Source organism: Amycolatopsis sp. ATCC 39116 (assembly GCF_000231075.2).
Taxonomy (GTDB): Bacteria; Actinomycetota; Actinomycetes; order Mycobacteriales; family Pseudonocardiaceae; genus Amycolatopsis_E; species Amycolatopsis_E tucumanensis.
This window is the reverse complement of sequence record NZ_AFWY03000018.1, coordinates 20,838-39,077: the sequence shown is the minus strand read 5'-3', so window position 1 is coordinate 39,077 and position 18,240 is coordinate 20,838. Positions and strand designations below refer to the sequence as shown.

Here is an 18,240-nt window from a genome sequence, read left to right as displayed (position 1 = left end):
ATCAGAAGAACCCCTGCGCGTTCGGCGAGTACGACACCAGCAGGTTCTTCGTCTGCTGGTAGTGGTCGAGCATCATCTTGTGGGTCTCCCGCCCGATGCCGGACTGCTTGTAGCCGCCGAACGCCGCGTGCGCCGGGTAGGCGTGGTAGCAGTTCGTCCACACGCGACCGGCCTGGATCTCGCGGCCGGCGCGGAACGCGGTGTTGCCGTCGCGCGACCAGACACCCGCGCCCAGCCCGTACAGCGTGTCGTTGGCGATCTTGATGGCGTCGTCGTAGTCGTCGAACTTCGTGACCGACACGACCGGGCCGAAGATCTCCTCCTGGAAGATCCGCATCTTGTTGTCACCGGCGAACACCGTCGGCTGGATGTAGTAGCCGCCGGCCAGCTCGCCGCCGAGGTCGGCCTTGCCGCCACCGGTGAGGACCTCCGCGCCCTCCTGCTTGCCGATGTCGATGTAGGACAGGATCTTCTCGAACTGGTCGTTCGAGGCCTGCGCGCCGATCATCGTGTCGGTGTCCAGCGGGTGGCCCTGCTTGATCTTCTCGACGCGCGCCACGCCGTCGGCGAGGAACCGGTCGTAGATGGACGACTGGATCAGCGCGCGCGACGGGCAGGTGCAGACTTCGCCCTGGTTGAGGGCGAACATCGCGAAGCCCTCCTGAGCCTTGTCGTAGAACGCGTCCTGCTCGGCCGCGACGTCGGCGAAGAAGATGTTCGGGCTCTTGCCGCCCAGCTCCAGCGTGACGGGGATGATGTTCTCGCTGGCGTATTGCATGATCAGGCGGCCGGTGGTGGTCTCACCGGTGAAGGCGACCTTGCGGATGCCCTTGTGCTGGGCCAGCGGCTTGCCGGCCTCGACGCCGAACCCGTTGACGACGTTGACCACGCCGGCCGGGACGACGTCCGCGATCAGGCTCAGCAGCACGTGGATCGACGCCGGGGTCTGCTCCGCGGGCTTGAGGACGACGCAGTTGCCCGCCGCGAGCGCCGGCGCGAGCTTCCAGGTGGCCATCAGGATCGGGAAGTTCCACGGGATGATCTGGGCGACCACGCCGAGCGGCTCGTGGAAGTGGTAGGCCACGGTGTCCGCGTCGACCTGGGAGATGCCGCCCTCCTGGGCGCGGATGGCGCCGGCGAAGTAGCGGAAGTGGTCGATCGCCAGCGGGATGTCGGCGGCCAGGGTCTCCCGGACCGGCTTGCCGTTCTCCCACGACTCGGCGACCGCGAGCTTCTCGAGGTTGGCTTCCATCCGGTCGGCGATCTTGAGCAGCACGGCGGCGCGCTCGGCGGGGGAGGTGCGACCCCACGCGGCGGCGGCGCCGGTGGCGGCGGCGACCGCGCGGTCGACGTCCTCGGCCGTGCCGCGCGCGACCTCGGTGAAGGTCTTGCCGGTGACCGGCGTCGGGTTCTCGAAGTAGTCGCCCTTCGCCGGCGGGACGTATTCGCCGCCGATGAAGTGGTCGTACCGCGGTTCGAACGCGACGACGCTGCCGGTTTCGCCCGGCGCGGCGTACTTCGTCATGAGCCTGCCTCCTGGATCGGTGTTCGGTGCGAACGGCTTCGGCGCACCGGGCGCCAAGCTAGGGAAGGCGACGTTGCAGCGTCGTTGCAACGGTTGCCGAACGCGGCAGGCGCCCGGCATGCTTTCGGTGCCCGTTCCGTCGACGACGCCGGAGTGCTCAATGGACGCCGAAACCGTGACCGACGCCCCGACGGCGCTGCACCTGGCGTCGGACCCGCTGGCGCAGTTCGAGGTACTGCAACAGGTTCGCGAAGCAACTCTGAGTGGTGATCGCACGCAGTTTTCACCCCGTCCGGTGATTTCCGAGTCCTGGCAACGCTCACTCGCCGCGCACATCGATCCGGACGATTTCCGTCCGCCGATCGTCTACGCGCCGGACGAGGTGGCCGACGTCCGCGACGCCCACCCGTTGCACGCCGTTCTGCCGACGTTGCGCGAACTGCTGGGCAGCATCGCCGACGAGTCGCGGCACGTCATGATCGTCACCGATGCCGAGGGCACGATCCTGTGGCGGGAGGGACCCGCCAACCTGTGCAGCCAGGCGGACCCGGTCGGGCTGTGCGAGGGGACCGGCTGGTCCGAGCGGGCGATCGGCACCAACGCGATGGGCACCGCGCTCGCCGTGGACGCCCCGGTGCAGATCTACTCTGCCGAGCACCTGGTGAAGACCTACCACGGCTGGACCTGCGCGGCCGCCCCGATCCACGACCCGGACACCGGCGACCTGCTCGGCGCGATCGACGTCAGCGGGCTGCTGGACACGCTGCACCCGGCGACGGTTTCGCTGGTCAACGCCACCGCGCAGCTCGCCGAGAGCCACCTGCGGCGGCGGATGGAGTGGCTGGACGGCCAGTTGCTGACGAAGAACATGCCGCACCTCGCGCGGCTGCGTGGCGAACCGGGAGCGTTGCTCACCCCGACCGGGCGGGTGATCGCGGCCGACCGGCTGGGGCGGCTGCCGAAGCGGGTCGCGGTGGACGCCGACCGGGTGCTGCTCGACGACGGCCGGGAGGCGCACGTCGAGCCGCTGCCGGAGGGGTACCTGCTGCGGCTCCGGACGACCACGGCCACCCGGCGGCCGACGCTCGAACTGTCGTTCCTCGGCGACAACCCGGCCGCGGTGATGAACGGCCGCGCGCTGCCGCTCACCCTGCGCCGCGCGGAGATCCTCGCGCTGCTCGCGCTGCACCCCGCCGGGTTGACCGCCGAGCAGCTGGCGTTGCAGCTCTACGGCGACGACGGCAACCCGACGACCGTGCGGGCGGAGATCCACCGGTTGCGCGGGCAGCTCGGCGGCGACGTCATGCGGGCCAAGCCCTACCAGCTTCGTGCCGAGGTGGAGGCTGATTTCCTGCGTGCGCGGCGGGCGTTGAACACCGGTGACGTCGCCGCGGCCGTCGCGGCCTGCCCGGCGCCGTTGCTGAACCGGTCGGACGCGCCCGCGATCCGAGCCGAGCGGGAGCAGCTGGTCGCCGCCGTGCGCACCGCGGTGCTCGGCCACGCCGATCCGGACGTGCTGTGGACCTTCGCACAGAGCGAGACCGGCCGGGACGACGTCGAGGTGTTCGAGCACCTCACCCGCCGCCTGCCCGCCGACGACCCCAGGCGGGCCGTGGCGTCGGCCCGCCTGGAGTGGCTGCTCGGCGAGGACTAGCCGACGAACTTCTCCTCGGCGACCTGCCGCGCGTGCAGCACGTCGCCGATGAAGAAGTCGTACAGCAGCGCGCCGACGACGGCGCCGACGAGCGGCCCGGCGATCGGCACCCACAGGTAGGGGTCCATCGCCGTGTCGCCCCAGCCGGCGAAGAACGCGAACAGCCGCGGCCCGAAGTCGCGTGCCGGGTTGATCGCGTAGCCGGCGTTCGCGCCGTAGGACAGCCCGATCGCGGCGACCGTGAACCCGATCAGCAGCGGCCCCATCTTCGGGGAGATCGCCTTGTTGCGGGCGTCGATCAGGGCGAGCACCACCACGAGCAGCACCGCCGTGCCGACGACCTGGTCCAGCAGCGGGCCGAACCAGCTGGTGAAGTACGGCGCCGGGACGGTCGCGAAGATCGAGAACGTCGCCTCGCTCTTCGGTGTCCCGGCCGCGGTGTCGAACGCGCTGATCGCCGGGTGGTAGACGGCGTACACGAGCGCGGCGCCGGTGAACGCGCCGGCCAGCTGCGCGCCGCAGTAGCCGGGCACCTTGCGCCACGGGAACCGCCGCCGCACGGCCATCGCGAGCGTCACGGCGGGGTTGAGGTGCGCCCCGCTGACGCCGCCGGCCACGTAGACCGCGAAGGCCACGGCGAAGGCCCAGCCCCACACGATCAGCAGCCAGTCGCCGGTGCCCTGGAAGATCGTGGTGGCCCCGGCGGTGCGCCCGGAGCCGGGCAGGCCCGCGACGGCCATCGCCACGCAGGCGTCGCCGAGCGCGATGAGCAGGAACGTGCCGAAGAACTCGGCGAGCAGGTCGCCGCGGCCGCCGGTCAACCGGCTCAGGCCGGCGGGCCGGCGCAGGGGTGCCACATCGGTCACTGGGTCCTCCTTGACGCAGTACGGATGCCGGACAGGTTGCGAAGCCGCGGGTTGCACCGACGTTGCGCCGCTGGGCCGGCCGCAGTTCGCTCGGGTGGCCGGCTCGCTGGGTGGTGGCCAACACGCTGGCGGGGGTGGCCGCCCGCCGCACCTGCCGCAGCCTGTCGGGGGCGGACCGCCCGCCGCCCGGAGCGGCGAGCCCGCCACCGGGAGGGATCGACACGGCCGCCGGTGCGGCTGTCGCCGCCTTCGGGGGGAGACTCGCCGCCGGGTGGCCGGCTCCTCGCGGGCGCGGGGAACGCTGAGCCGGGGGTGGCCCGCTCGCCGGAGCGGCGATCGCCGCGTGGAGTGGGGGACTTGCTGCTCGGCGTGGTCATCGTCGCGTGGAGTGGGGGACTTGCTGCTCTGCGTGGTCATCGCCGCCTGGAGTGGCCGAGCCTCGCCGGTGCACGGAACGCTGCGCTCGGTGCCGCCATTGCCGCCCGGGCCGGGCGGCTCGCCGTCCGCAGCGGCGAGCCCGCCGCCGAGAGCAGCCGCCACGGTGCCGGTGTGCCCGCCGCCGGGTGGCGGGGTGCGGTTCCTCCGAGTGGGGTTCGCCGAGCCGAGTGGGGGTTCGCCGAGCCGGGTCGCCGCTCACCTCGGCCCGTGACGTGCAACGTTGATGCAACGTGACGCCGCTTACGGTCCGGCCCGTGACTACTCCGAGCCAGGTGGACCTCGACCCGGGCCGGGACTACCCGCTCGCGGCGCGGCGCCCCGAACTGCTGAAGACCCCGACCGGAAAACGCCTCGACGAGCTCACCATGGCGGCCGTGCTCGCCGGTGAGGTCGCGCCGGAGGACCTGCGCATCGCGCCGGAGACCCTGCGCCTGCAGGCCCAGATCGCCGAGCGTGTCGGCCGCCCGCAGCTCGCCCAGAACTTCCGCCGCGCGGCGGAGCTGACCGCGCTGCCCGACGAGCTGGTGCTGTCGATCTACAACTCGCTCCGGCCGCGCGCCTCCACCAAGGCAAAGCTCGGCGAGATCGCCGACGAGCTGGAGTCCAAGTACTCCGCGACGCTGTGCGCGCAGCTCGTCCGCGAGGCCGCCGACGTCTACGAACGACGCGACATCCTGGCACGGGAGGACGGCCGATGACGGGCGCACGACGGTCGAAGCGGACCGAGGCTCTGGAGCAGCGGCCGGTCAACCTCGACGGGTTCGTCGAGGAGTGGCCCGAGGTCGGCATGGTCGCGATGGACAGCCCGTACGACCCCGAACCGGGCGTGCGCGTCGAGGACGGCGTGATCGTCGAGATGGACGGCAAGCCACGGGCCGAGTTCGACTTCCTCGACCAGTTCATCGCCGACCACGCGATCGACGTCGAGGCCACCGAGCACGCGATGGCCGTGCCCGCGGTGGAGATCGCGCACCTGCTGGTCGACCCGCGCGCCACCCGGCAGGACGTGCTCGCCCTGACCCGCGGGCTCACCCCGGCGAAGCTGCTCGAAGTCGTCAAGACCATGAACGTGGTCGAGATGATGATGGCGCTGCAGAAGATGCGCGCCCGCCGCACGCCGGCGAACCAGGCGCACGCGACCAGCGCGCGGGACAACCCGGTGCAGGTCGCCGCCGACGCCGCGGAAGCCTCGCTGCGCGGCTTCCGGGAGCTGGAGACCACGCTCGGCGTCGTCCGGTACGCGCCGCTGGTGGCGATCGCGCTGCAGGTCGGCGCCCAGGCCGGCACGCCGGGCGTGCTGACCCAGTGCGCGCTGGAGGAGGCCACCGAGCTGGAGCTGGGCATGCGCGGGATCACCGCATACGCCGAGACGATCTCGGTGTACGGCACCGAGCCGGTGTTCTGCGACGGCGACGACACCCCGTGGTCCAAGGCGTTCCTCGCCTCGGCCTACGCCTCGCGCGGCATCAAGATGCGGTTCACCTCGGGCACCGGGTCGGAGGTGCAGATGGGCAACGCCGAGGGCAAGTCCATGCTGTACCTGGAGATCCGCTGCATCCTGGTGACCAAGGGCGCCGGGGTGCAGGGCCTGCAGAACGGCTCGATCAGCTGCATCGGCGTGCCCGGCGCGGTGCCGGCCGGGATCCGCGCGGTGCTCGCGGAGAACCTGATCGCGAGCATGGTCGACCTGGAGTGCGCCTCCGGCAACGACCAGTCGTTCTCGCACTCGGACATGCGCCGCGTCGCCCGGTTGCTGCCGCAGCTGCTGCCCGGCACCGACTTCGTCTGCTCGGGCTACTCGTCGACGCCGAACTACGACAACATGTTCGCGGGATCCAATGTGGACGCCGAGGACTACGACGACTGGAACGTGCTGCAGCGCGACCTCCAGGTCGACGGCGGCCTGCGGCACGTGCCGGAGGCGGAGATCCTCGCCGCCCGCAACCGCGCCGCCCGCGCGCTGCAGGGCGTGTTCGCCCAGTTGGACCTGCCGCCGATCACCGACAAGGAGGTCGAGGCGGTCACCTACGCGCACGGCAGCAAGGACCTGCCGCTGCGGGACGTGCTGGAGGACCTGAAGGCGGCGCAGTCGGTGATGGACCGCGGCGTGACCGGGGTGGACATCGTGAAGGCCCTGGACGGCGCCGGCTTCACCGACATGGCCGAGTCGCTGCTGGCGGTGTTGCGGCAGCGCGTGTCCGGGGACCTGCTGCACACCTCGGCCATCCTGACGCCCGAGCTGGAGACGTTGTCCGCGATCAACGACGTCAACGACTACGCCGGCCCGGGCAGCGGCTACCGGCCGACCGGGGCGCGCTGGGAAGAGATGAAGCGTCTGCGCCACGTGGTGAGCGCGCAGAACCCGGAGCAGGAAGTCGTCTGAGGAGGAGTGCCATGACGGACACCAGTGTGGGCAGCCGGCGCACGCTCACCCTCGACGAGCGCGGTCCGGCCGGGCCGGGCACGCGCAGCGACGAGGTGGTGATCGGGTTGTCGCCCGCGTTCGGCGACTTCTTCACCAAGACCATCGTGGACATCCCGCACGCCGAGGTGCTGCGCGAGCTGCTCGCCGGCATCGAGGAGCAGGGGGTGCACGCGCGGGTCATCCGGTTCCGCGGCGGCTCGGACCTCGCGGTGATCGCGCACGCGGCGGCGAAGCTGTCCGGGTCGGGCATCGCGGTCGGCGTGCTGTCCCGCGGGACCACCATGATCCACCAGAAGGACCTGGTGCGACTGTCCAACTTGGAGCTGTTCCCGCAGGCGCCGCTGATGGACCTGGAGACCTTCCGCAAGGTCGGCCGCAACGCCGCCCGCTACGCGAAGGGCGAGTCACCGGAGCCGGTGCCCGCGCGCAACGACTTCATGGCCCGCCCGCGCTGGCAGGCGAAGGCGGCGCTGCTGCACATCAAGGAGACCGAGTTCGTGGTGCCCGGCGCCGGACCCGTCGAGCTGGACGTGCGGATCCAGCTGGCCGACGCGGGCTGATCGCCATGGCGCTCGTGGTTGGCGTCGACATCGGGAACTCGACCACGGAGGCCTGCGTCGCCGAGATCGGGCCGGGCGGGCGCGTGACGTACCTGTCCGGCGCGCTCACGCCGACGTCCGGGGTGAAGGGCACGACCGACAACGTGCCCGGGGTCGTCGAGGTCGTGCGGCGAGCCCTGTCGTCCGCCGGGCGGCCGGTGCGCGAGCTGAGCGCGGTGCTGGTCAACGAGGCCACGCCGGTGATCAGCGGACTGGCGATGGAGACGATCACCGAGACGATCGTGACCGAGTCGACGATGATCGGACACAACCCGGACACGCCCGGCGGTGCGGGACTCGGCGTCGGCGAGACCGTCGCGTTCGGATCGCTGCCGGACTGCGCACCGGGCTCGAAGGTGATCTGCGTGGTCGGGTCCGGAGTGGACTTCGAGGACGCGGCGGCGGGCATCAACAAGGCCGTCGCGCGTGGCGTCGAGGTCACCGGCGCGATCGTGCACGCCGACGACGCGACGTTGATCGCGAACCGGTTGTCCGCGCCGATCCCGGTGGTCGACGAGGTCACGCTGGTGGAGAAGGTGCCGCTCGGCATGCCTGCCGCGGTCGAGGTGGCCGAGCCGGGGCGGACGATCCGGACCCTGTCGAACTCCTACGGCATCGCGACCGTCTTCGACCTCGACGCCGAGCAGACGCGGATGATCGCGCCGGTCGCGCGGGCGCTGGTCGGCAACCGGTCCGCGGTCGTCGTGCGCACGCCCAGCGGGGACGTGACCGGCCGGCGCATCCCGGCCGGGAGCCTGACGTTGATCGGTGAGCAGGTCAAGCGGTCCGTGGAGATCGACGCGGGCGCCGCGGAGATCATGGCGACGTTGCGGCGGGTCCGGCCGCTGACCGACGCCACCGGCGAGGCGGGCACGCACGTGGGCGGCATGCTCGCGCGGGTCCGCGACACGATGTCCGAGCTGACCGGCACCGCGGTCGGCGCGGTGCGGATCCAGGACGTGCTGGCCGTCGACACGTTCGTGCCGCAGGAGGTGACCGGCGCGCTGGCCGGGGAGTTCGCGCTGGAGAACGCCGTCGCGCTGGCCGCGATGGTGCGCACCAGCCGCGGCCCGATGCGGCTGCTCGCCGAGAAGTTGCGTGAGGCGCTGGGTGTCGAGGTGCTGATCGGCGGGGTCGAGGCCGACATGGCGGTGCTCGGCGCGCTGACCACGCCGGGCACCGGGCGGCCCGTCGCGATCCTCGACCTCGGCGGCGGGTCCACCGACGCCGCGGTGGCCGGGGACGGGGTGGTGCGCTCGGTGCACCTGGCCGGGGCAGGCGACCTGGTGACGAAGCTGATCGACTCCGAGCTCGGCCTGGACAACCGTGAGCTGGCCGAGGACATCAAGAAGTACCCGCTGGCCAAGGCCGAGAGCTTCTTTCACGTGCGGATGGAGGACGGCACCGCGCGGTTCTTCGACGAACCGCTGCCCGCGGAGGCGTTCGCGCGGGTGGTCGTGTTGTCCGACGCCGGGATGCGGCCGGTGCCGACGCGGCACAACCTGGAGAAGATCCGCCAGGTGCGGCGCTCGGCGAAGCACAAGGTGTTCGTGGTCAACGCGTTGCGCGCGCTGGAGCAGGTCGCGCCGGGCGGCAACCTGCGGCAGATCGGGTTCGTCGTGGTGCTCGGCGGGTCCGCATTGGACTTCGAGATCCCGGACATGATCGCGGAAGCGGTGGCCGGGATGGGGATCGTGTGCGGCACGGGCAACGTGCGCGGCAGCGAGGGGCCGCGCAATGCGGTGGCGACCGGGCTGGTCGCGAGCCACGCGCTGGACGTTTCGCTGGAAACGGCGGGCTGATGCAGGGGCCGGCGGTGGTGGTGCGGTGCCTGGACGTGACTTCGCCCGCGCTGCGCGAGATCCGTGCCGGGATGGAGGAGGAGGGCGTGCCGCTGGTGGTCGAGGAGGTGTCCGAAGGGGACGCTGTTGATCTCGGTTATGCCGCTGCTCGGCTGTCCTCTTTGGATGTGGGGATCGGCGTCGCGGACGAGGTGTGCGTCCACCACGCCAAACGCCCGGCCGGTTCCCCCGCGCTGACCGGGTCGCTGTCCAGCGCGCGGGTGCTCGGACACAACGCGGCCCGCATGGTCGTCGGGATTCCGCTCAAGTGAAGGAGAAAACGTGGCACCACGTCTCGCACTGGCCGATGCCCAGCCGGTTCTCGAAGCCGCGCTGGCGAAGGCCGAGGAGATCGGGCAGCCGATGAACGTGGCCGTCGTCGACGACGGTGGGCACCTGATCGCGTTCGCCCGGCAGGACGGCGCGATCCTGGGCAGCATCGACATCGCGATCCGCAAGGCGCGCACGGCCGCGCTGCTGAAGATGACGACGGCTCAGCTGGGCGAGGCGGCGGCGCCCGGCGCGCCCTTGTACGGGATCGAGGTGACCAACGGCGGGCTGGTCATCTTCGGCGGCGGGATCCCGCTGGTGCGGGGCCGGGAGGTGGTCGGGGCCGTCGGGGTCAGTGCGGGCTCGGTCGAGCAGGACACCGAGGTGGCCGAGGCGGGCGTGGCGGCCTTGCCGAAGCGGGGGCGCCGCTGACAGAGTCCGGGGCATGACGGTATGGCCGATCCTGCACTACGACGACACGTCGGCGGCGCTGCGGTTCCTCGTCGACGTCCTGGGGTTCACGGAGGAGGTCGCCGCCCGGGACGACGACGGTGACGTGGTGCACGCCGAGGTGAGCTGGCCCGGCGGCGGGCGGCTGGTGTTCGGCGGGACGAAACACGTGGAGAGCGTGCACGGGCGGATGCGCGCGGGCAGCAACGCGGTGTACGTCGTGACGGACGACGTGGCGGGCGTGTACGAGCGGGCGCGGGCGGCGGGTGCTTCGGTCCTGGAGCCGCCGCAGCACGCCCGGTTCGGTTCCGGGGCCGAGTCGCTGATCTGCACGATCGAGGATCCGGAGGGCAACCTCTGGACCTTCGGCACGTACCGGTGAGCCGGGAGATCCGCTCGCTGGAGGACGTGCTGCGGCTGCTGGACGGGATGGTGGCGCCGGGCGTCCGCGGCGGCGGGTGGGACGGTTTCCACGCGGACCGGGATGTGCCGTTCGGCGCGGACAAGCCGGACGAGAACCTGGTGGCCTGGATCGAGGGCGGCCTGATCGAGCCGGGGCGCGCGCTGGACGTGGGCTGCGGAGCGGGGCGCAATGCGCGGTACCTGGCCGCGCAGGGCTTCGACGTGGACGCGGTCGACATATCGCCAACCGCGATCGAATGGGCGGCTGGGGAGCCCGGTGTGCGGTTCCACTGCGGGAACATCTTCGAGGTGTCCCTCCGCGGGGCGTACGACCTGGTCTACGACTCCGGGTGCTTCCACCACCTGGCGCCGCACCGCCGGCTGAGCTACGTGGACATGCTGCGGCGGTCGCTGGCGCCTGGCGGGTACTTCGGCCTGGTCAGCTTCGGCGACGGCGGTGCCGAGTTGTCCGACTCGGAGGTGTACGAGCAGGGCAGCACGGGCGGTGGGCTGGCGTATTCGGCGGCGGACCTGCGCGAGATCTTCGGCGAGCTGGACGTGGTCGAGCAGCGGGACATGGCGGAGCAGCCGGAGGACTCGGAGCTGTTCGGGAAGTCCGGCCTGCGGACGGCGCTCTTCCGGGCCCGGGGGAGGCGTGCGCGGGAGGACCGCGCCACGGTGCTGCGCGGGCTGCTGGCGGTCTACGACCAGCGCCACGACTTGGTCGACGCGCTGTGGGAGGCGACGGACCCGCAGGCGGCGGTGCAGGAGGTGCTCGGCGTCAGCGAGCTACAGGCGCGGGCGATCCTGGACCTGCAGCTGCGCCGCCTGACGCCGTGGCAGCGGGACTTGCTGCGCGAGGACTTGGCGCGGCTGGAGGAGTAGTCAGCACTCGCTCTTCGGGAGGTAGCCCTGCTCGCAGGCGTACTCGCGCTGCAGGTCGCCCGAGGTCTTGCCGCGGCCTGGACCGCCGGGGTCGAGGTAGCCCTGGTACTCGGGGCACTTCGGGTTGAACCGGCCCGCGTTGACAGCCCGCTGGCCGCAGCCGGGTCCGCTGTCCGCACGCGGTGAGCGCCTGGTCGTCGTGTGGGTGGACGAATTCGGCGGTGGTGCCACCGGGGTCGGCGAGGGCGGCGGGGTCGCCACCCGCGGCGAAGTGGTGGACGGCGCGGACATGGACGTCGACGGCGGTGCGGACGTGGCCGGCGGCGCGGCAGGCTTCTCGCCGCAGGCACTCGCGGCGAGGACCACAGCTGCCACCAACCCGGCGACGCGCGCTTTCACACCTGTGAATCGCAACCACCGCGGCCGCCGTTAAGCGAGAGACCATCGCAATTTGAAGACCTGCGGTATCTCATGCTGTGGGCTGAACGGCCACAACGTCGCGTCCATTCAGGTGATTCCAACGCCGATCAGTGACACCGGGAGCCGATGGCGCGATCTCCACTCGCGGTAACACCGTGGCCGCTTGTGGACGCTGGCGAGTAGGGGGCAAAGGGGCTTCCCCGCGCGCAGATCCTCTGGCATTCTGTAGGGCTCGTCGGGGGACGGCGGGCCCTGGAGCCAAGTGCTACCCAGGCCGTAAGCCCGTCTTCGCGAGGGAGATGCAGCGGAATGACCGCGCAGGTGGATACCCGCCGACTGACCGTTGTCGCAAACAAGGTCGGCGAGTGGCGGAAGAGGCTGATCGACCTAAGTCACCGCAATACGTTGCTCTACTTCCGAGACACGAAAACCGCGACCCTCGATTTGAGTCAGGCCGATGCCGAGGCGCTCGCCGCGCTCGAATCCGGCGCCAAGGTGAGGCTGCGTGCGCTCGTGCCCGATGAGGAACTGCATCGGGATGCTTGTCAACGAGCGCGGAACCTGAGCCGCAAGATACGCATCTTCGATGAGGAACAGGGCATCGATGTCGGGCGGGTTGCCTTCGGGCTGGTGCGGGCCTCGGCTCGTCGGAACGGGCAGGGCAGTGTTCCGGCGCTTCGAGCTCCCTTGCTCCTCCGGCCACTCGTGTTGACTTCAAGGACCGCGGCCGACAGTGATTTCACGCTTGCCTTGACCGATGAGGCCGAACTGAACCCCGTCCTGATCCACGCGCTGGATGAGCACTACGGCCTGGAGGTCGAAGGACTCGAGGACGTCCTCGAGTCGGCTGCTGACGGGACCACCGGCGTGGAGCTCGCTGAGAGGCTGCACGCGCGATTAGCCGATGCTGCCGCTGCTCACGGCATTGAGTTCACGTTCGAACGCGCGGTGGTCGTCGGTACCTTCAACTACGTCAAACTTCCGATGGTCGAAGATCTCGCGAACGCCACCGAACTGCTGACCTCGCATGACCTCGTCGCCGCACTTGCCGGGTTCGAGCCGGCGAAGCAAGCGCTGATCGCCGACGCCGGAGAGTTCCACACGCCGGGCGTCGACGAGCTCGATCCCGCTGACGAGTACCTCGTCCAGGACGCCGATTCGTCACAGCACCGCGCGATCATGACCGCACTGGGCGGGCAGCACCTCCTGGTGGAAGGTCCGCCTGGCACTGGCAAGAGCCAGACCATCGCGAACATCATCGCCGGTGCGGCGGCGACAGGGAAGAAGGTGCTGTTCGTAGCGGAGAAGCGGGCCGCCATCGAAGCGGTGCTCAACAGGCTCGCCGACGTCGGGCTGGATGGTCTCGTCTTCGACCTGCACCAGCAGAACGCTTCGAAACGGGAGATCGCGCAGCAACTCGCGCAGAGCCTCGACCGCGTCGCCAAAGAACCGCCCGTCGACACCGAGGAGCTGCATGAACGCCTCGTGGCGTCCCGGCAGCGTCTCCTCGACCACTCCCGTGAGCTGCACCTGCGCCGGGACCCGTGGAACATCAGCGCATACGAGGTCCGCTCCGAATTGCTGGACACACCGGACAACGGCGTGCCTGGTGTGTTCCGCGGCGCCCGCCTGCAGGCGCTGAACGCGGCCACGGTGCGCGAAGTCGAACGAAGGTTGAAGGACTTCGTCGAACTCGATGGTTTGCGGATCCTGCGCGGAGACACCCCCTGGGCAAACGCGGACGTCCGAACCGAGGACGATGTGCGCAAGATCCTGGTCGAGCTCGATCAACTCGCCGACGGGACGTTGCGGCGCGGCCAGGACGGGATGCACCGCCTGCTTCGGCAAACAGGGCTGGCCGCTCCCCAGGACATCGAGAGCTGGGAGCACGTCCTCCGGCTGCTCGACGACGTCTCGAAGAGCGTCGAGGCCTTCGGGCCGGAAATCTTCGGGGCACACCTCGATGCGTTCCACTGTGCTACCGGTGATCGGAAAGTCCGCGATCGGTACGCGCCGCACCTGACCCTGTCCTGGAAGCAACGTCGCGCGCTGGTGAAGCAACTCAGGTCGATGTCCCGCCACGGGCTGGTGAAGCGCCCGGCGTTGCACAGCGCGGTCACCCAGGTCCTCGAGCAGCGCGGCCGCTGGCATCGTCTGGGCGGACAGCACACTGTGCCCGCGCAGGTGGTCGGACTCGACGAAGTCATGCGCGATTATCAAACTCTGCGGACACAGCTGGCAGCGGTCGCGGCTTCCGCTCGACGCCCTGATCTGACTCCCGGTCCGGCGCACGAAGTCGAGCACAAGCTCGATGAGCTACGCGGCGACGGCCAGATGCTGTTCCGGATGCCGGCGTTGAACGCGCACCTGCAATTCTTCCGGCAACTGGCGCTCGATGACCTGTTGGCTCAGATCGCCCAGCGGAACATGACCGCCGAGCAGGCGTGGCAGACCTTCCGACGTGCTTGGCTGAAGTCTCTGGATGACGAGTTCAAGATCCAGTCAAGGGAGCTCGGGCAGTTCGTCCCCGATCGTCAGGACCGAGCCGCCGATGATTTCCGCGTGGCGGACACACGTCACCGGGCGCAGGCCGCTCGTCGGGTGCGGCGGCAGGTCGCGCGCATGGCGAGGCAGGCCGGTGACGCGTATCCGGAGCAGGCACGCGTGCTACGGCAACAGGCGAGCCGGAAGAGCCGGCACATGCCCACCCGCAAACTCGTCCAGCAGGCGTCGGATGTGCTGCTGTCTCTCCGGCCGTGCTGGGCGATGTCGCCGCTGGTCGTGAGCCGGATGCTTCCGGCCGAGCGGCTCTTCGACCTGGTCGTGTTCGACGAGGCGAGCCAAATCCAGCCGCACGACGCGATCACCGCCATCATGCGCGGTGAGCAGTTGGTGGTCGCCGGTGACGAGAAGCAGTTGCCGCCATCCACCTACTTCGAGCGGATCCTCGCCAGCGAGGACGGGGATGATGACGAGGACGACCTCGGTGACTACGAATCTATCCTGACCGCGTTGCGATCCGTCATCCCGACGACCCAGATGCTGAGGTGGCACTACCGGAGTGCTGACGAGCGCTTGATTTCCTTCTCCAACCGCGAGATCTACCGGGATGCGCTGGTGACCTTCCCTGGCCCGGCGAAGGACAATCCCGTCACACTGGAATTGGTGAACGGCGAGGCATCGCCAGGTCAGGACGGCTCTGCGCCTGCCGAGGTGGACCGGGTCGTCGAGCTGATCATGAACCACGCGCGGACGCGGCCTCACGAAAGCCTCGGTGTGATCACACCTGGTGAAAAGCACCAGGCCCGAATCGAACGCCGGCTGGCGCAAGCTCGTCGTGAGAACCCTGAGCTGGAGGAGTTCTTCTCAGAAGAGGTGGAACTCACCCGCCGGTTCTTTGTCAAGAACCTGGAGAGCGTTCAGGGCGACGAGCGCGACGCGATCATCCTCAGCCTGGGCGTGGCGCGCAGCGCTTCGGGGCGGATCAACCGGACGAGCTTCGGTTTGCTGAACCGGAAGGGCAGCGAGCGCCGGGTGAACGTAGCTGTTACGCGGGCGAAGAACCGGATGACCGTGGTCGCCTCATTCTCGTCCGCCGACCTCGACCCTTCGCCCGACGTCACGGGAACCGAACTTCTGCGCCGCTATCTGGACTTCGCTGAGCGGCTCGGGCGGATTGAACAGGTGGGTTCGCTGGGCAATCGGCCGCTGAACGGCTTTGAGCGCTCCATCCACGACGCCTTGATCGAACGTGGCGTGCCGGTCTATCCGCAATGGGGATTCTCGGATTACTGGATCGATTTCGCGCTGGGGCATCGCGACCATCCCGGACGTATGGTGCTTGCTGTCGAAGCCGACGGTGATCGATACCATCGCGCTCCGTCAGCTCGGGACCGGGACCGTCTGCGGCAGGCGCACCTGGAAAAACTCGGCTGGCGCTTCCACAGGTTGTGGTCGTCGGCTTGGTTCGCCGATCCCGCCAAAGAGACTGAGCGAATCATCGCGGCCTGGCAGCAAGCGATGGATGAAGCCGACGCGCCGGTGGAGGAGGCGCCCGTCCCGGACGACGACATCCAGCTCGCCGAGGAGGTTTCGGTCACGCGGGGTCCACGGCCCCGCGTCATTCCGGGGCTGTCGATCCAGCAGTACACGGAACGTCAGCTCATCGACGTGTGCCGGTGGCTGATGACCGATCGCTTGCATCTCAGCCGTGACGAGCGGTTGACCCAGGCGATGACCGAGCTGGGTTTCCAGCGCCGCGGCCCGCGGATCGTTGAACGACTCACTGCCGCGATCGATGTCGCACAGAGGCTGGCTGACCAGGAGGAGAACTGAGATGGTTCCGTTGGACCCGCGGACGCTCGATCGTCTGGCGAAGATCATCGTCGATATCGGCGGTCCTTATGAACGCAAGGGTTATGAACTCGAGGAGCTGCTGCGGAACGCGCAGTGGGAGGACGTGCCTGATTACGATGGCTCGCCGCGAGTGCCGTGGCTCCGGGAACAACTGGAGAAGCGGCGCGAGAACCTGGCCGAGATCGAACGTCTCCTGTGCCGGCTTTGTGACCCCGTCGAGTATGACGATGGTGAGGTCAGCGCGAATGAGTTCCGTGAGGTTGTCAACGCGAGACTCGAACCGGAAGGCCTTGTCGTCACGCTGGTTGGCGGTCGGCCGGTCGTCGGGCAGGCGGGCTCGGACGGATCTGCACCGACCTTCGCCGAACCACCGGATCTTCGCGGCAGGCTGGAGAAGCTGATCAGTGACCCGGCGACTGTGGAGGTGCTGATGGGCAGGGTCGAGGAGACCCGGATCTGCTTCTCGAACGGCGCCTACCGGATGGCGACGATCGGCATCGGAACGTTCATCGAGGGGTTGCTGCTCTCGGTCCTCCTCGAGCGTGACGATGACCTGCGGACGAACGGTTTTCCGGACGTACGTCAGCGGATCCCTGCGGAAAAGCGCTCGGGAAAGCGCGTTTCTGCGGACTTCGCGTCCATGGAACTGCTGATCGACACCGCGTTCGTCAAGGACTGGGTGCAGCTCGACGCCACGACATTCGCGCACACCGTGCGTGACTTCAGAAACTTCATCCACCCGCGCAAGGAGCTGGCCGAGCAGCCGCGGTTCGACGGAGATACGGTCATGCTCTGCTGGGGTCCCGTCCAGGCGCTGCTCAACGACCTGGAGCACAGTCTGCCTCCGGTGTGAGCCGCGTGCAGCGACATCGCCCGGCTACTCCGGCTTCGTGCCGAGCAAGTGGTGCGCTTCCAGCGTGATCTGCATCTTCAGCCGCTCCTGCGGGTCGCCCAGGCGGGCTCCGAACAGCTCCGTCAGCTGCGCCACCCGGTACCGCACCGTTTGCGGGTGGATGTCCAGCAACCGGGCGATCTCCAGGGTGGCTCCGTTGCACTTGAGCCACGCCAGGAGCGTCTCGGCCAGTCGTAGCTGCTGCTTCGCCGTCAGGGACGCGAACGGGGCCAGCACCCGGGCCGACAACTCGTCCAGCAGGAAGCGTTCCTGCAGCAACCACAGCGTCGTCAGGTGGTCCGCCGCATGCACCACCTGCGCGGCCGGGATCACGCCACCTCTCATCAACTCCAGCGTGCGTCGCGCCCAGTGGAGGGACGTTGCGGCGTCCGAGAGCCGTACGCGGGGGCCCACGGCTGCCCGCCAGTGGGGCATCTCCGGCAGGTCCCGGGACGGGTCCGGCGTGATCAGGCACGGCTCGGCGCCTTCCAGGTCCAGCAACACGTCGTCGCCGAGGGTGGGGGCGAACTGCTCCTCCGTCAGCGGCTCCAGTGCGACCACGGTGACCCACTCGGGCAACGTCCACTGCGCTGCCTCCGCCATCGACGCCACCGCCGCGGGCGATGACGGTGGCGTCGCAAGGATCAGCTCCAGCAGCCGGCGCCGCCGCCGTTCCAGTGTGCCCGTCGCGCGTGCCTGTGCCAGCGTGTAACCCTCCACGGAGTACGACGAAATCTCGTCCACGTAAGCGAAGATCGCTTCCGCGCTCACGCACAGCATCGGCACCGGCAACCGCATCGACTGGCCGAAGTTCGACACGTACCGCCAGGCCGCCTGGCCGCCAGCGCGGTACGCCGCCTGCAACGAGTTCAGGCTCCCGCCGTCGTGGTAGACGCGTTTGCCGACCTCGTGGAACAACTTGCCCCAGCGGTCCGGTGTGGACCGCGTGTCCTCGATGCTGTCCAGGCAGCTCACCACCGCCTGTTCGATGGCCCGCACGATCACCTCGCCGAACTGCCCCTCCAGTGGCTGGGCGTACTCGGGCACCGCGTGCTGGATCTCGTCGAGGATCCTCGTCGCCAGCCGGTCCGCGTGCGGGCGGAACCGCCGGGCGAGCTCCGCGGGCAGCGAGAGCCACAGTCGCCGTGCCTGACCGGTCGCCATGTCCCGAATCAACGCACATCCGCTCACACCACGCAACGCTCGCCCGCCGACAC

The 18,240-nt window shown here is 69.6% G+C and carries 15 protein-coding genes; 11 read left to right on the top strand and 4 right to left on the bottom strand.

Annotation, left to right across the window (positions count from 1 at the left end; genetic code table 11):
- Window position 1: 1 nt before the first annotated feature.
- Complete coding sequence (gene adh / locus AMY39116_RS0319800; protein WP_020419378.1) at window positions 2-1,525, bottom strand: aldehyde dehydrogenase; 1,524 nt, start codon at window positions 1,523-1,525, stop codon at window positions 2-4.
- 160 nt (window positions 1,526-1,685) lie between these two features.
- On the opposite strand from adh, the gene AMY39116_RS0319795 reads away from it, so the two are divergent.
- On the top strand, window positions 1,686-3,179 hold the full coding sequence (locus tag AMY39116_RS0319795) for a GAF domain-containing protein (RefSeq protein WP_020419377.1): 1,494 nt from the start codon (window positions 1,686-1,688) through the stop codon (window positions 3,177-3,179).
- Here AMY39116_RS0319795 and AMY39116_RS0319790 read toward each other — a convergent pair.
- Window positions 3,176-4,045 (bottom strand): MIP/aquaporin family protein, encoded by an 870-nt coding sequence (locus AMY39116_RS0319790; RefSeq protein ID WP_020419376.1) that lies wholly within the window; start codon window positions 4,043-4,045, stop codon window positions 3,176-3,178. The genes AMY39116_RS0319795 and AMY39116_RS0319790 overlap by 4 nt on opposite strands.
- A gap of 692 nt (window positions 4,046-4,737) precedes the next feature.
- Here AMY39116_RS0319790 and AMY39116_RS0319785 point away from each other — a divergent pair.
- From AMY39116_RS0319785 to AMY39116_RS43255, 8 genes are read left to right on the top strand one after another with little or no spacing between them, the layout of a single operon-like run.
- On the top strand, window positions 4,738-5,181 hold the full coding sequence (locus AMY39116_RS0319785; protein WP_235716175.1) for a diol dehydratase small subunit: 444 nt from the start codon (window positions 4,738-4,740) through the stop codon (window positions 5,179-5,181).
- A complete protein-coding gene (locus AMY39116_RS0319780; RefSeq protein ID WP_020419374.1) occupies window positions 5,178-6,866 on the top strand; it encodes a propanediol/glycerol family dehydratase large subunit in 1,689 nt (562 codons plus the stop codon). The genes AMY39116_RS0319785 and AMY39116_RS0319780 overlap by 4 nt, the downstream gene beginning before the upstream one ends.
- A gap of 11 nt (window positions 6,867-6,877) precedes the next feature.
- Complete coding sequence (locus AMY39116_RS0319775; protein WP_020419373.1) at window positions 6,878-7,468, top strand: propanediol/glycerol family dehydratase medium subunit; 591 nt, start codon at window positions 6,878-6,880, stop codon at window positions 7,466-7,468.
- Between the two features lie 5 nt (window positions 7,469-7,473).
- On the top strand, window positions 7,474-9,309 hold the full coding sequence (locus AMY39116_RS0319770; protein ID WP_020419372.1) for a diol dehydratase reactivase subunit alpha: 1,836 nt from the start codon (window positions 7,474-7,476) through the stop codon (window positions 9,307-9,309).
- On the top strand, window positions 9,309-9,620 hold the full coding sequence (locus tag AMY39116_RS0319765) for a glycerol dehydratase reactivase beta/small subunit family protein (protein ID WP_020419371.1): 312 nt from the start codon (window positions 9,309-9,311) through the stop codon (window positions 9,618-9,620). Before AMY39116_RS0319770 ends, AMY39116_RS0319765 begins: the two co-directional genes overlap by 1 nt.
- Before the next feature lie 10 nt (window positions 9,621-9,630).
- A complete protein-coding gene (locus tag AMY39116_RS0319760; protein ID WP_020419370.1) occupies window positions 9,631-10,050 on the top strand; it encodes a heme-binding protein in 420 nt (139 codons plus the stop codon).
- 13 nt (window positions 10,051-10,063) lie between these two features.
- On the top strand, window positions 10,064-10,450 hold the full coding sequence (locus AMY39116_RS0319755; protein ID WP_020419369.1) for a VOC family protein: 387 nt from the start codon (window positions 10,064-10,066) through the stop codon (window positions 10,448-10,450).
- On the top strand, window positions 10,447-11,355 hold the full coding sequence (locus tag AMY39116_RS43255) for a bifunctional 2-polyprenyl-6-hydroxyphenol methylase/3-demethylubiquinol 3-O-methyltransferase UbiG (protein WP_020419368.1): 909 nt from the start codon (window positions 10,447-10,449) through the stop codon (window positions 11,353-11,355). Before AMY39116_RS0319755 ends, AMY39116_RS43255 begins: the two co-directional genes overlap by 4 nt.
- Here the strand turns inward: AMY39116_RS43255 and AMY39116_RS46215 are convergent, their stop codons facing one another.
- Window positions 11,356-11,721, bottom strand: a complete 366-nt coding sequence (locus AMY39116_RS46215; RefSeq protein ID WP_157358622.1) for a hypothetical protein — start codon at window positions 11,719-11,721, stop codon at window positions 11,356-11,358. It abuts the gene before it with no gap.
- Between the two features lie 363 nt (window positions 11,722-12,084).
- Between AMY39116_RS46215 and AMY39116_RS0319740 the strand changes: the two genes are divergently transcribed.
- Together AMY39116_RS0319740 and AMY39116_RS0319735 are read left to right on the top strand one after the other, a co-directional pair.
- Window positions 12,085-16,110, top strand: coding sequence for an AAA domain-containing protein (locus AMY39116_RS0319740; protein WP_020419366.1), 4,026 nt, complete (start codon window positions 12,085-12,087; stop codon window positions 16,108-16,110).
- Window position 16,111: 1 nt separating this feature from the next.
- Window positions 16,112-16,984 carry a hypothetical protein gene (locus tag AMY39116_RS0319735; RefSeq protein ID WP_020419365.1) on the top strand — a complete coding sequence of 291 codons (873 nt, stop codon included), beginning with the start codon at window positions 16,112-16,114 and terminating at the stop codon, window positions 16,982-16,984.
- Between the two features lie 24 nt (window positions 16,985-17,008).
- On the opposite strand, the gene AMY39116_RS0319730 is transcribed toward AMY39116_RS0319735, so the two are convergent.
- Window positions 17,009-18,187, bottom strand: coding sequence for a helix-turn-helix domain-containing protein (locus tag AMY39116_RS0319730; RefSeq protein ID WP_020419364.1), 1,179 nt, complete (start codon window positions 18,185-18,187; stop codon window positions 17,009-17,011).
- Between the last annotated feature and the right edge of the window lie 53 nt (window positions 18,188-18,240).